General features: G+C 42.9%; 9 protein-coding genes and 1 pseudogene. 1 reads left to right on the forward strand and 9 read right to left on the reverse strand.

Going from position 1 to position 14,356, the window contains the following annotated elements; all coding sequences use genetic code 11:
- Positions 1-21: 21 nt before the first annotated feature.
- From MHI25_RS25355 to MHI25_RS25380, 6 genes are all read right to left on the reverse strand, one after another.
- Positions 22-1,683: a response regulator gene (locus MHI25_RS25355; protein WP_076281909.1), complete on the reverse strand. Its 1,662-nt coding sequence runs from the start codon at positions 1,681-1,683 to the stop codon at positions 22-24.
- The gene (locus tag MHI25_RS25360; protein ID WP_248549542.1) at positions 1,661-3,424 is read right to left on the reverse strand and encodes a histidine kinase; all 1,764 of its coding nucleotides are present in this window, start codon (positions 3,422-3,424) and stop codon (positions 1,661-1,663) included. Before MHI25_RS25360 ends, MHI25_RS25355 begins: the two co-directional genes overlap by 23 nt.
- Positions 3,425-3,507: 83 nt before the next feature.
- Positions 3,508-4,395, reverse strand: coding sequence for a carbohydrate ABC transporter permease (locus MHI25_RS25365; protein ID WP_340394556.1), 888 nt, complete (start codon positions 4,393-4,395; stop codon positions 3,508-3,510).
- Positions 4,396-4,414: 19 nt separating this feature from the next.
- Positions 4,415-5,320 carry an ABC transporter permease subunit gene (locus MHI25_RS25370; RefSeq protein WP_036679607.1) on the reverse strand — a complete coding sequence of 302 codons (906 nt, stop codon included), beginning with the start codon at positions 5,318-5,320 and terminating at the stop codon, positions 4,415-4,417.
- A gap of 183 nt (positions 5,321-5,503) precedes the next feature.
- Positions 5,504-7,168: an extracellular solute-binding protein gene (locus tag MHI25_RS25375; protein ID WP_076129181.1), complete on the reverse strand. Its 1,665-nt coding sequence runs from the start codon at positions 7,166-7,168 to the stop codon at positions 5,504-5,506.
- A gap of 781 nt (positions 7,169-7,949) precedes the next feature.
- Positions 7,950-10,322: a YcdB/YcdC domain-containing protein gene (locus tag MHI25_RS25380; protein WP_076279966.1), complete on the reverse strand. Its 2,373-nt coding sequence runs from the start codon at positions 10,320-10,322 to the stop codon at positions 7,950-7,952.
- 113 nt (positions 10,323-10,435) lie between these two features.
- On the opposite strand from MHI25_RS25380, the gene MHI25_RS25385 reads away from it, so the two are divergent.
- The gene (locus tag MHI25_RS25385) at positions 10,436-11,431 is read left to right on the forward strand and encodes a serine hydrolase (protein ID WP_340394557.1); all 996 of its coding nucleotides are present in this window, start codon (positions 10,436-10,438) and stop codon (positions 11,429-11,431) included.
- A gap of 148 nt (positions 11,432-11,579) precedes the next feature.
- Here the strand turns inward: MHI25_RS25385 and MHI25_RS25390 are convergent.
- From MHI25_RS25390 to MHI25_RS25400, 3 genes and pseudogenes are all read right to left on the reverse strand, one after another.
- Positions 11,580-11,876 (reverse strand): annotated as a pseudogene (locus MHI25_RS25390) (HAD-IIB family hydrolase); the annotation flags it as partial.
- A gap of 197 nt (positions 11,877-12,073) precedes the next feature.
- Positions 12,074-13,162, reverse strand: coding sequence for a low temperature requirement protein A (locus MHI25_RS25395; RefSeq protein ID WP_280753706.1), 1,089 nt, complete (start codon positions 13,160-13,162; stop codon positions 12,074-12,076).
- A 199-nt stretch (positions 13,163-13,361) separates the two neighbouring features.
- A complete protein-coding gene (locus MHI25_RS25400; protein ID WP_081387615.1) occupies positions 13,362-14,354 on the reverse strand; it encodes a carbohydrate ABC transporter permease in 993 nt (330 codons plus the stop codon).
- Positions 14,355-14,356 lie beyond the last annotated feature (2 nt).

Below are 14,356 nucleotides of genomic sequence, written 5' to 3' on the forward strand. Positions count from 1 at the left end.
CGTCTTTCGGGGTATGGTTATTTATCCTCGTTTTTGCTCTCGATATTCCTGCGGCGTACAGCCAACGGTTTTTTTGAAGAATCGAAAAAAATAGTGCTGATCACTAAACCCGAGCTGGCCGGAGATCTCGTGCATTTTTAGAGCAGTTCCAAGCAGCAGCTCCTTACTCAGCTCCACTTTTTTCTCCAGAATATAATCAGAAATCCCCTTCCCTGTCGTTCTTTTATACCAGCGTGACAGATAGGACGGATTAAGTGAGACTTCCTGCGCAATCCGGGTTAAGGACAAATCATCAGCCAGATGGGATTTAATATATTGGTGGATCATGGACAGGATATTCGATTCATCATGTTTATAGGTAGCGCTTCTGTTCGAGATAATCCATTCAAAAAACGTGTGATAAAAAGAGATGACATCCGACCAGTGTGTATTGATATTAAAATATAACATGCGTGATAAATTCATACCGCTATGTGCTTTTTCCGTTAAACCTAACTCTTGTAAAGTCTGCAGCAGGGTGTTACTGATCCCAGACATTAATCTTAATCTCAAAAAAGGATCCTCCGGCCCACCTTCCCCCGAGAGCTCCACCCATTTGCGAAAAGATGTGCCCCAATCGAGATCACCTTCAAGCAGCCGTTGTTTTAAATAGTCGAGCAGTAATTCCGCTGTTGCATTTCGATTATGCATAGAACCTGGACTTGGGCTCACTTCCTTGGTATTTATCCTCAGCAGCTTTTCCATCCCAAGTCCGGGGCTATCAAAAATAGCTAATCGTAAACGGTTCAAGGCATAGTTCAGCTCATGCCAATGCACTTCCTGATCACTGGCGATGATAGACACAGATAGTTGCAGACATTTGCCACAGGCTTGCTGAACGGATTCCATTGTTCCGTGGACGAAGCGCAGCGTTTTTAACCAGAGCTCTTCTTCCTTGATTGAGGATACACTTTCACTTTTAGGCTGAACAAAACAAGCTATCGTCCCCGGATCCAGATCCACAGCCTTAACTTCAACCTTGTCGCTGAGCAGCTCCTCCGCAATATTGGCTACCGCATAACGAATTAAACTCCGGTCTGAAGCCGTTTCATAATTTCGCCAAGCCTCCATCCGCAGAATAATAGGCAGGACGGATCCATCCGCTTTGAACGGGAGCTGAATGGCATCGAATTCAACCTGCAAGCTCTGCCGGTCTATCCGTTCGGTGCGTCTTAGAATATCGTGTAATAACTGCTGCTGTAACTGGGGCAGCGCGCGCGGGAGCTTGTCGCGAAGCCACTGGCTTTTATAGAAATAATCCTCTTCTGAAGATATTTTCTCCAAAGTCAGCTCCACAGCGGCACGAATTTTATCCATCCCCTCTGTCTTCAATAAATAGTCAACTACACATGGATTTCGGATCGCCTGATGGGCAAAATCGAATTCATTATGTCCTGTCAGCAGAATTACTTTACAACGTGGCCAGCGGTCGACAATTTCCTGAATTAACGCCATCCCATCCATACCTGGCATACAGATGTCACTAAGCACAATATCTATTTTTACGGTATTAAGCCAGTCTATGGCATGATCCGCTGAATGAACCTTTATGATCTCCAAATCTTTAAAATCTGCCTTTACAAAAAATTCGTACAGCCCATCCAAAATATTAGGCTCATCATCAACTATCATCATTCGTTGCATCCTGCACGTCCCCTTTAAGCGGTAAATTGACTCTTACACAAAGTCCGCCCAAACTGCTTCTCTCTGCCATCAAGCCATAAGGGGAACCAAATTTGATCCTCAATCTCTGATTTACATTTAATAAACCCGTGATCTCCCCCTGAATGGCATTCTGCTCGGAGAACTGGCGCTGCAAGAGATTTAACTTGTCCTCACTAAGTGAGTCACCGTTATCTTCTATTATAATAGTCAGCGTATGCTCAACTTTTTCATAACTCATTTTTAATAGGCCATTGCTGCTTTTTTGCTTAAGCCCATGCTCGAATACATTTTCAATGATGGGCTGCAGGAGAACCCGTGGGACTTTGATGTCCCGGCAATCCGCTGCAATCTCATCCACTTCAGCTCTAATTCTCGCTCCAAAACGAATCCGCTGTATAGCCAGATAGACCAAAGCATGCTCCTGCTCTTGCTGCAAAGTAACCTCCTGGGCGGAATCCCGGGTCATGTACCGAAAATATTGCCCTAAATAATCAGAGAACTCCTTGATCAGCTCTACATTTTCCACCTCAGCCATCTGTTTTATGCTAAATAGACTGTTGTAGAGAAAATGAGGGGTGATCTGCGATTGTAAATGTTTAAGCTCCGCTTCCCCTGTCCGGATACGCTGCACGTAGTTCTCATCGATTAACGTATTCAGATGCTTAAGCATCTCATTGAAACGAGAATATAGATACCCAAACTCATCCCTGCGGGAGTGAGTAATAAAGATCCCCGTCTGCCCCTGCTCCGCTTTCTTAAACCCTCTGATAAGAATAGACATCGGGCGATGAATCATCCTGTACGTCCATAAAGAGAACAAGATAATGATCACTATCGAGACAACGAACAACAGCCACAGCAGCAATGAGTAGACTTGAATCGGCTTCATGAGCACCGTGTTGGGAATATTTGCGGTCAGCCTAAAGTTATTGCTGTGATCGTAGAGCGAATAGTAAAAAGAATTATCAAAACGATACCGCTGCACACTTACGGTCTCTTCACTATTTAGAGGTTTCTCTATGGGAAACAACCTAGGCTTCTGGTCAGAAGTTGATATCACATAATCGTTATTGCCGAAGGCTAACGTAATATCGCTCCCCCCTGATACCGCAAATTCTTTCAAACGCAACTCAAGCTCAGGTGAGGAAAGCTTCACTCCCAGCAAAAAATTAGGTGAAAGATTGCGATCCAGGTTATAAGGATTACTACGCAGTAAATATAAGTCGTCTTCGTATTTAGATAAAGCACCCTTCAGATTACCCATAGTGGCCAGCAGATTTTGCCATTCCTCGTTGGTGACATCCCTAACCCCCACCGCAGCGCTAACCCGCTTATTAATTTCCGGGACATAATACACAACATCACTAATATAAGGACTGGTTTCTTTGATTTGTTTTAGCTTGGTGTATATATTGTTCAGATTAGAATCCACTTCGTACCGGCTCATAATTGGAATACGGGTACTGAAGGTAGCCAGCGTTTCATCCTGAGAGTACTCCGTGACTAAGCCCGTTATCCGTTGCAGCTCAAATTCAAGATGGCTGTAGTAAAAATGAACCTTCGATTCGTTCGCCCTCTCCACTTCAGCTTGCATTTGGTTGGAGCTATAGTAGGTAATAGATATACTCAGCGCGCAGAGTGGAAGCATGACCAATAGGAAAGCTCCGATCAGCTTGATCACAATGGAATCGGGGTTCCACCCGATGGAGAATGATTTCATTGGAATTTTCTCCCTCTTCTATCGAATAATAATAAAGAAGGAGCCATGTTCAGGCTCCTTCTTATTTTTAGGTCCAGTCCAGTTTAACCCTTTACACTACCCACGACTAGTCCATGCACAAAATATCTTTGCAGGAACGGATAAATCGCCAGGATAGGAATGATAGACAAGAAGATCTGGGAGGCTTGCGTTGTACGGTCTGAGATTTGGTTTAATAACGCAGCTTGTTCAAAAGTAATATTTTCGGTCTGGATCGACACCTGCTGAAGTATGGATTGTAAATAGGTGGCCAGCGGATAATGTTCCGGGCTTCTCATATAAATCATACCATCGAACCATGCATTCCAGTGACCCACCAAAGCGAACAACGTAATGGTCGCAATACTTGGCATAGATACCGGCAGATACACACTCCATAACGTGCGTAAGTGTCCCGCGCCATCCATCCATGCGGCTTCCTCCAATTCTTTGGGCAAACCTCTGAAGAAATTGAGCATAAGCAGAACATTAAAGATCGGCACCGCGCCCGGTATAACAAGCGACCAGATGCTATCCAGCAGCCCCATTTCTTTTACAATTAAATAACCAGGAATCAGACCCCCACTAAAGAGCATCGTGAACACAAAAACCCAGGCATACACGGTCCGTGAGCGGAAGGACTTTGCCTCTTTAGACAGCGGATAAGCTACTAGAATCGTAAACAACAGGTTAACGGATACGCCAAGCACTACCCGGAGCAGGCTAGTTCCAAAGGAGTGAATGAACTGGTTGTTCTGAAGGATATATTTATAGGAAGAAAGAGTGAAATCCACAGGCCAGAAGGTTACGCTACCCGCGTTAACAGCTGCGCTGGAGCTAAAGGAGATCGCCAGAATGTTCACGATCGGAAAAAGACAAAGCACTGCGAGCAAAGTCAGAAATACATAATTGCAGCGGAGAAACCAACGATAAGCAGTTGAAGTATGGTGCATTTAGTCCACTCCTTTCTCTCTAAAAAATCCGATATTTAGCAAAACGATACGCCAGATAATAACCCAGCCCGATAAATACGAAGGAAACTACCGATTTTATCAATCCTAGTGCGGTCGATACAGAGTACTGAGCATCCTGTAGACCAATTCGGTAAATCATCGTGTCCAAAATATCACCTGATTCATACACTAGCGGATTGTACAGGTTGAACACTTGGTCAAATCCCCCATTCAGGACGTTGCCAAGGCTGAGTGTAAGCATCAGGATCATAATCGGGCGAATGCCCGGAAGCGTAATATGCCAGGTCTGCTTCCATCTTCCGGCACCATCGATTACAGCAGCTTCATAAAGGGAGGAGTCAATGCTGGTTAAAGCCGCCAAATAAATGATCGTCCCGAATCCAAACTCCTTCCATTGATCTGTGATCACTAGTACGTATGGGAACCAGCTATTGTCCGCTAGAAATTGAATAGGCTGCATGCCTAGTGCTTTTAAAAGCATGTTGACAATCCCGCTGCTCGGAGACAGTACATCTACGATAATCCCGCCCAAGATAACCCATGAGAAAAAGTGCGGCATATAAATAATCGTCTGAATCGAACGTTTGAAGCCGTTTACACGAACCTCATTAAGCAATAAAGCCGCTATAACTGGCACGGTCAGGCCAGCAATAATTTTCATGACGGAGATAAATACAGTATTCCATACGACCTGACCAAAACCGGGAAGCTCAAACAAATAACGAAAGTTTTCGAGCCCTGTCCAGTTCATATTCTTAAACCCTGAGATCGGGGAAAAATTCTGGAAGGCAATTACAAGGCCAGCCATCGGAATATAACTAAAAATAATGATCACTATTAAGGCAGGTAAAATCATTAAATGGAGCGGAATATTACGTAGAAATTGCTTAGTATTAAAGTGCATATGCTTTCTCCTCCTTGTATCTCAATTATAGAGCAGCCCCAAATTGCCTTAATAGTGTAGCGTATTGACTTTAAGTATCTTTTGTTGACCTGGTTATCGAACCGAATAGCTGTTCAGCCAAAAAAAGAACTGCCCGTTTGTCATTATCATGACTAGGGGCAGTCCTCTTCTGCGTCGTTTTTACTAGTTTGCTTTTACGATATCATTTACTTCTTTCGTTATTTGATCTCCACCGAGCTTTTTCCAGTTGGCTACGAATTTGTCGAATTCATCGATAGGAAGACTTCCGTAAATGATTTTGACAAAGGTCTCTGCACGCAGTTTATCCAAGGTAGCCGCTTTGCTGTTCATCGTTTTAGTTGGGGCATAAATGAACTCATTCATCAACACCAAGTCATTGTCGCGGTAGTGTTTGATAACCGATTGTGAGCTAAGCGGCCCAAAGATCCGTTCCATATGCCATTTATCAAGATCTCCACCGCGGTAGCTTTGAATATCATCATAGAATAATTTAGCTTCAAGGCCCATGTTTGAGGTATCTCCCGATTCAAGGGCTTTTTCCACTTCATCCTGTGCCTTTACATTTTTGTTCGGTGGCAGGTTGGATACAACCGCATTTTGGAAGCCCAAACCTGTGTCCCCGTTCAAATATTTTGCCCGTTCCGTTTTAGCGGACTCTCCAAACATTTTCTCTGCTTGGAAGTTAAGCAGCTTGATCAATGCCTCCGGATGTTCGTAGCCCTTACGGACCGCGAATACGCCACCAATTGTAAGATGGTTTTGGGTTTTGGCAGGTTGGTCATCAATAGATTGTACTGGATAAGGCACCCAGTTAACATTTTGATCCTTTTTAATCATGTCCTTTACTTGGAAAGGGGCCCATTGCGGCAAAAATAACATACCGGATTTACCAGCATTCACATCCTCCATCGCTTTGGCAAAGTCTTTCACTCCAAACTCTGGATCAATGACTCCTTCTTTATACAATCTTTGCAGCTCCGCAAGTCCAGCCTTTACCTCCGGTTGAATCGTACCATTCACAACCTCGCCATCGGCGTTTTTGATCCAAGTTTCCAGGTAAGCATGGTACCCGAGTAGAAACGCATTGATTGGCAAGTCCTTGTTCAACGAAATGCCGTAAGTATCCTGTTTGCCATTTCCGTCTGGATCTTTAAATGTAAAGTCTTCTGCAATCTTAATAATATCCTGCATGGATGTTGGCTCTGCCAAATTCAGCTTGTCCATCCAGTCTTTTCGAATCCATATCATATCAGAGGAATCCAGCGAACCCGGGAAGCTTACCATCGCCATCAGTTTTCCATCTTTCGTAACCGGCTTAAGCCCTGCTCCGTCCTCTTCAGCGTAATATTCTTTGACAAGATCCGAAGCATATTTATCAAATACCCCGGTCAAATCCTCCAACATGCCAGCTTCATAAAGCTGCTCGAATTGCACCGTGGACACCTTTAACAAATCAGGTAAATCCCCGCTCGCCAAGGTAACATTCATTTTATCGTTATAGTTAGCATCAGCCACAATCCAGTCATAGGACACTTTAATCCCAAGCTCTTCCTCGTATCCTCTGGTCCAGATGTTATTGGAATGTGTATCGCCCTGCGCCAACGTCTCTTTGCCTGTTTCGTTCATCGTGGAGCGAAGTTTGATCGGCGGATCATATTTGGTTAAAGGGCCGCCTTCCATTTCCGTTTGCGCACTAGTGTTTCCCTCTGCGGTACTACTACTGTTTCCACTACTGTTTCCACTATTATTGCTGGAGCAACCACTGAAAACTAATGATAAAACAATGGCCGATGCCATTAAAGGCAAGCCTTTAATCTTTCTTTTCATCTATTGAACCTCCCTTATTTTCTATATCCTAATTGTAAGAAGAAAGCGTTAACACAGCGAGTGTGAACCGTTTACATTCGGTATCTTTTCTTTACCTATTCATGTTCGCCTAACAAAGCTCCGCTTTAGGGTCACTCTGATTATCATAATACTGTGAGTTTGTAAGTGTCTATGTATTGGTAATTAATTACACAAAAAAGAGGCGGATCCTTATGCTATCCCTTAAGAATCTTAGCCATCAAGATTACCTATATAGTGAGCCGGCGGTTGCATAGTGTAGGCGGATTGGACTGAGGATTACGCGGAGGATTGCGCGGAGGATTGCGCTGAGGATTGCGCGGAGGATTACGCTAAGGATTACGCTGAGGATTGCGCTGAGGATAAATTAAGCGTTGAATTAAGCATTGAATTACGCGGCATTACGCGTTTAATTGTATTTAGTACACTTATAATGCATCAAATCACTCGGCCAAAGGATATAAGTGTATTCCGTACACTTATATTCTTGCTTTTCTCGCCAATAGGTGAATTCTCTAGTTTTTAGTTGCAGAGAATGCAATTAAAGATACACATTCACCTTTTGCATAAGAAATAGCTGTATAGAATGCAGTTATTTTGCGGATTCCAGCAAGAATCGGCGCACAAAAAATGCTGAGAGAATACTGGAAACTGCATCTGCCAGATAGAGATGCTTTAGTCAATCCGCCGCGCTGCAAACTAAAAAACCAGGCAGCGATTCTCCAATCGTCGGAGAATCGCTGCCTGGCTGTCTTATTAACACTTATTGACCTATGATCTGATCGGTCTTTCCTTGCAGCTCCACTAGCTTCATGATCACCGAAGCCGCCAGCGCTTTTGTTACATTCTGCTGCGGATTAAACTTGCCGTTGTCATCCTTTAAGAGTCCCAATTTCACAACAAGAGCCACGGCCCCCTTATTGTTTATAGCTGAGCTATCACTAAACTGACTTACAGTCACATCTTTATCAAGATAAGCTGTGAGTTTATTGTATTTCAAGAAATTAGCCAGATGAACAGCAAGCTGTTCCCGGGTTAACTTACTCTCTACTTGCAGGCTTTCATCCTTATTGATCCATTTACGATCTGCTGCAAAAATAACTGCATCATAATATGAATTCTCTGGCTTCACGCCTGCCACAGTTTTTCGTTCATTATTATTATAATAATTGGTGAAATTCGGACTAGAAGCTTTGGCAAGATAGGATAACCAATCACCGACAGTTATTTCTTGATCCGGGTTCACTTTGCCATCGGCATCCGGTGTAATCACATGGTGGTTTACCAATTCTGATAATTCCCGCTCTGCTGCATGACCTTTGATATCCGTTGCAGATAGTTGAGCATCCTGCTGACCGAGGTAATCATACACCGCAACCCATTTTCCAGTGGCTGCATCCAAAACCTGATTCAATCCGTTAGATTCATCAAAGGTTGTATCATATACCAGCTTCACCTTCGGTGCGACATAGTTACTATAAGTATTGTATCCACCAACCTGAGTATATTTCAGCTTAGTCTGATATTTAGGCTTATAACTTTCGAGCGCTTCTTTCTTGGAAATTGTTGCATCAGGCGATAATGTGATTCCATCGATACCGCTTATCCGATTCCCCATGTAAGAAGTCAGTCTGCCGTAAAGATCCAAACTTACCGTAATGGTGCTGTCACTCACAGGAATTCCTTGATGATATCTAATAAACTGGTATCCATATCCTGATCCGTCTGAAGTCAAACTCGAATTATCCCCGTATTCTACCAGCTTTAGCTTCTGGCTCGCCTGAGGATATAGACTATTAATTATACTAAGCGCTTTCACCTTCGCTTCAGCCTCACTAAGCTTCTTACCTCCAGCAGGTGCCGGCTCTTCCTTCTTCTTATCCTGAATAGCACCATAAGCTTGAACCTGGTACTGCAATACTTCACCGGTCTTTGCATCGATCTCAGCAGAGGATTGTTCTGGAAAGCCAGCACCAATGTAACGATCATTTCCATTACTGCCCCAGTATAGCTGCCAGATTTTTCGATCTGAATCCTGATAGTCATTTCTCAAGGTTTGCGAGATCAATTTACGATCTGCCGGGATATAAGCAACCTTCTCTACAAGCTGTGCTGCTTCTTTTGCAGAAAGCTCTGTACTAGAACTTCTTGCCTGAAAAACATCCTTGCTCTTCGCTACTTCTGAATACACGACTGAGGTGGATACGGATTCTTTTCCTTCATAATCTATCCGCTTGCCCGTTAATGCATCGATAGGATATAGAGACTGATCTATTGGACGCCAGCCTAGGATCCAGTTGTTAGGTTTTCCGTTCTTATAAATAGGAATGTAAAATAGGCCCACATCAAACTGTTCCGCAAATTGCTTCTGTGCTTGCTCCAAGGTAATCTTGGGCTGTGCAGACGGGTACTCAAGCCCTTGAGAAGACTTAGAGAATTGCGTTACAGTTCCGTTACCATCCACAACTATGTTAATGCTGTCCGATCCAGAAGGAATACCATTTTTCAGAATACTGAAGTTATATCCATATTGAACAGGACCGAATAATGATTCCGAAAAATAACTATAACCAACATTCTCATTTAATTGCAGCTCACTGCTCTTAACCGATGAGGCTGCCTTAGCCACAAAAGTCTTGGCGATCTCCAATGCCTGAGTCTGCGATACTTTCGGTGGATAATAGGATTCGTTCTTCTCCTGGGAGAATGAGAGATAGGTGTTGATGATATCACCATTAATGGCGTCTACCTCACTGCTAAAACCATATCCTATATTCCCTTCTTGAACCTGCCACTGAATATGCCAGATCATTTGATTTGCTGGAGCTGGGTAGCTTTGGTTAGATCCCAGTTGAACATTGTTTACAGTTGCATCTTTTAGAGATGGGAATAGTTCTTTTAACTTTGCAATGGCTTGCTCCTGCGTGAATTTCACTTTTGCAGGATCAGCCTCAGATTTCGTAGTCGTAGCTGGAGCCGCTGATTGCGTACTAACCTGCGTTACGGAAGTGTTGCTGCTAACAGATATAGAATCGGCTGCGGCTAAGCCAGGGGGTAAGAGTAACGCGAGTGCAACGGAAGTGATTAATACCGTTTTAGCTGTTTGATGAACAAAAAGAGTACTATTGCTTTTCAAAAGAATTCATCCTCCTCTAACACGTGATTCATATTATTATACAGATATTTTCTTGTATTTTCCATAATTATTTAACGACAGGAAATTACGACATTTTTGTGATGTGAGCTATAATGGTAAACAGTTGCAGCTATAATTCATCTAGAAAGGGGGTCACCGACATTACTGACTGGAACCTTCAGCCGCTTATTGACGGTATTACTAACCTAGACATTCGCAGTTGTCTAATCGTTCAAAATGGAGAACCCATACTGGAGCATTACCGCGATCCACAAATCGCTGAAGAGCTTGGCAAAATCAACTCGTGCACCAAAAGCGTACTCTCCGCCTTAGTTTGCATAGCCATAGATAAACAAATGATTCCACCTCCAGACACACCTATTTCTTTATTTTTTCCTTCATTAAAAGAAGATCGTGACCCACGTAAAAGTGAGATCACTATCGAACACTTATTAACGATGACCGGAGGCTTTAACTGGACAGAGTTTGGTGGGCAGAATTCTTTTCCGGCCATGACTAAAACCGCAGACTGGATAAAATTTGTGCTTGCACAGCCATTAGCTCATACACCAGGAACCGTGATGACTTATAACTCAGGCTCCTCTCAGCTCTTGTCCGCAATCCTGCGTGATTGTGCTGGACAGGCGGTTGCAGAATTTGCCGAAGATCAGCTGTTTCAACCACTTGGCATTCAAAGCTATCACTGGGAGAGTGATCCGCAAGGCATACATACCGGTGGGTTCGGACTTCATCTGAAGCCGGAGGATATGCTGAAATTCGGCTTACTTTATTTGCAAGAGGGACGCTGGAAGGATCAGCAGATCCTTTTTTCAGATACAATTCAGCAATCTACTCGCCCTTACGTTGAAGCCAATCATCCGCAAAAAGGATTCTACGGCTGGCATTGGTGGGTATCCCAATTCAATGCAGGTTCAGAGCAACAGCCGAACGAGATCCCTTATTATTTTGCACTCGGCTTTAAAGGGCAGCATATCATTGTAGTTCCTGCTTACGAGCTGGTTGCCGTTATCACCGCGGATAAGTACAAAAAAGGCTCTCCTGCAAATGTTTTCGGCCGATTTATTGTGCCGGCTCTTCTAGGGCAGTAAGAACCAGGAATCACATGCAGTTCTATGTGTGGATACCACACAATCCATAAAGCAGCCGCAGCCATAGACTGATAAAGTCTTGGGCTGTCGCTGTTAGATTTGTACAAATGATCGCAATTAATTTTTCTTCAACTCGTTTGCTGCAAGCTTAAATGACACCAAATTTCTTTAATGCGTAGGCTATCCCGCCTTCACTTGCTTTTTTTGTAACAAAATCGGCTTTTTGTTTTAACTGTTCCGCACCGTTTCCCATCGCAATGCCCAATCCCACATACTCCAACATGTCGATATCATTCCCACCGTCACCAAACGCGATAGCCTCTGACTTGCAAATATTCAGATAATCCAGCACCTGTTTAATCGCCGTTGATTTAGAAACTTTTGTTTCTTCAAGCACATTCATAACGTATCCGTGAAAACGTTCGAACCATAATTCAGGAAATCTTGGGATACTTCTATCAATTTCACTCACTAGAGTACCGTCCACATCAAAAAATACAATCTTATACATATTATGAAATAAGCCTCCCCGTTCGATCGTAACTAGATAGATTATATTTCATGGGATCTAAAACAAGAAGGAAGCCGATCACACGGATCAGCTTCCTTCTTATTTTCGTATTCAGCTTCGGCACAACAAGCTTACGTCGTTAATTTTGCATATACCACAAAAAATAACATCATTTCACCAATGATCAGGTAATTAGGTATAAGGAACAACAAATCTACTACGAAAAAAACACCAAGTAAACCTAATAATAACGTCAAATGGAATATCCCTAACCGTTGCTGTATACGTCTATATTTATGGAAGACCAGTGAGGTAGAGAAGAAGTAGAGCAGGACCGATCCAAAAATAAAACACACCATAAATGTATAATTTAATTGATCTAAAAATAGCAGTTGGATCGAAGCTGCAATCATACTCAAGGATACATAAATAAATAAATGCCCGTAAATTATGGTTTGCCCGGCAGTCTCTATAGTCTTATCCACTTTCTTTTCAACATTATCAAAATATTGCCACCACATAGCTATAATTAATAGAAAAGTTAATAATGCAAATACAATAGATTGCCACGTCCAGTGGCTAGACTGTAAAACCGCAAGGATACTGACCACTGATTCCCCAAGCAGAATAAGCGTAAACAACGAGAAGCGTTCCAATAAATGATGAGTATTGATCGGACTTTTCACCAAGTATTTCCGGCCTACTAATGGAAGCAGAATGTCTACAGTAATTCCCGCATACAAAACTACATAACGCATCCAAGAGTCAAAGAAAAGTGATAAAGAAGAGATCATTAATCCAATCCAAAATCTGCTTCCCAAATACCGGGCAGTGCTCTTTCTATCAGCCGCTTCATTCTTATTTATCGTAAGATATTGAATGGCTGTCATAGCTCTTAAACCAACATAACCTATTAAGAATGGCATATAATATTGATCAAAGTTAACCGATAAGCTCGCCGTCATTATTAATACAAAAAATAATTGTAGAATCAAGAATATCCGATGTGAAAAGATATCTTGCCCAAACCGATTCACAAAAAGCGATTGCCCTACCCAAGCCCACCAGATCGGAATAAATATTAAGATAAATTTGGATAAGTATTCAAGTGGAATTGTACCCGCCTCTACATGCAATAGGACATGGCTCGCTTTTGAAACTGCTGCTACAAAAAGCAGATCATAAAATAGCTCCAGCCAAGTAACTTTCTTCTCAGCAATGGATACTGTACTGTGCTCAAATCCCGATGTGCGTTTATTCATCGTCTGACTCCCTTGGTTTGGATGTGTATTTCTAATACAGTTTATCGGATACTTATCCATCTTAACCGAATTGATATACTAATTTGAAGACCCTTTACCTAAAAATAAAACCAGCAAGCCTCCACACAGAGAGCTTGCTGGTTTTTAGTAAATAAAGTTATTCCCCGGCAATACCGGAGCGTTCCACACTTTCTACAAAATGACGCTGTACGAACAAATACAGAATCAGAATTGGCAGAATGGTTAGAATACACGCCGCCATAACCTGATTCAGTCCAGTTGGGGCCATCCCAATAGAACCCGAAGTCATTTGCGACATCGTCTCCGCTGCCTGATTATTGGAACCATAAAACATCGCTAATCGCTGCGACAGATTATAGAAATCCGGTGTTGTTAAATACGTATTCGGTTCAAAGCTGTCATTCCAGTGCCATACCACAGAGAACAAGAATACGATCAGCATTGCCGGCTTGGCGATAGGAAACATGATTTTCCAGTACGTTCTGAATGCGCCTGCACCGTCGATACGTGCTGCTTCCTCCAACACTTTAGGCATGCCGCGATAGAACTGAATAAAGATCAGTACGAATAATGCCCCCTTCAACCCGTGCCCAAACATAGAAGGAACCACAAACGGCAAATGTGTATTAATCCACCCCAAGTCACTAAAGAACAAATACAGTGGCACAACAATCGTCTGCGGTGGAACTAGAAAAGTAAACAGCAGCAGAACGAAACACACTGCGTAGCCTGGAAAACGGTATCTGGCAAAACCATAACCGATTAAGGAACAGCTTAAGATTTGCAGAACTGCACTCCCGAAGGAAATAATCGCACTATTTGCGAACCCGGCCCAGAATTTAAGCGAATCCCATGCCAGAAAATAGTTGCCAAAACTTATCTTTTTCGGAAGCCATTGCACTGTGGCATCGGCCACGTCTGTTACTTGCATCATGGATTTGGATACCATGTATAACAAGGGATATAGGAATACGAACGTTAAGCTGAGAATAACCAAGTAATAAAAAGCGATATTCAGCACCTGAAGCGAACGTTTCACGACCCTGTCCAGCCTGCCGCTTGCTTTTAGACGAGTTGTCAGATGTTCCATGTTCGTTGTCCGAACCTGCTTTACGGATTCCTTCAACATCT

It is taken from the genome of Paenibacillus sp. FSL E2-0177, from assembly GCF_037992975.1.
Classification (GTDB): domain Bacteria; phylum Bacillota; class Bacilli; order Paenibacillales; family Paenibacillaceae; genus Paenibacillus_AQ; species Paenibacillus_AQ odorifer.

Coding starts and splice junctions, on each gene's coding strand:
- MHI25_RS25370 (WP_036679607.1), bottom strand. CDS start 5,320: ATGCACTTTAATACTAAGCAATTTCTACGTAATATTCCGCTCCATTTA.
- MHI25_RS25400 (WP_081387615.1), bottom strand. CDS start 14,354: ATGTTGAAGGAATCCGTAAAGCAGGTTCGGACAACGAACATGGAACAT.
- MHI25_RS25355 (WP_076281909.1), bottom strand. CDS start 1,683: ATGCAACGAATGATGATAGTTGATGATGAGCCTAATATTTTGGATGGG.
- MHI25_RS25360 (WP_248549542.1), bottom strand. CDS start 3,424: ATGAAATCATTCTCCATCGGGTGGAACCCCGATTCCATTGTGATCAAG.
- MHI25_RS25375 (WP_076129181.1), bottom strand. CDS start 7,168: ATGAAAAGAAAGATTAAAGGCTTGCCTTTAATGGCATCGGCCATTGTT.
- MHI25_RS25365 (WP_340394556.1), bottom strand. CDS start 4,395: ATGCACCATACTTCAACTGCTTATCGTTGGTTTCTCCGCTGCAATTAT.
- MHI25_RS25385 (WP_340394557.1), top strand. CDS start 10,436: ATGGTAAACAGTTGCAGCTATAATTCATCTAGAAAGGGGGTCACCGAC.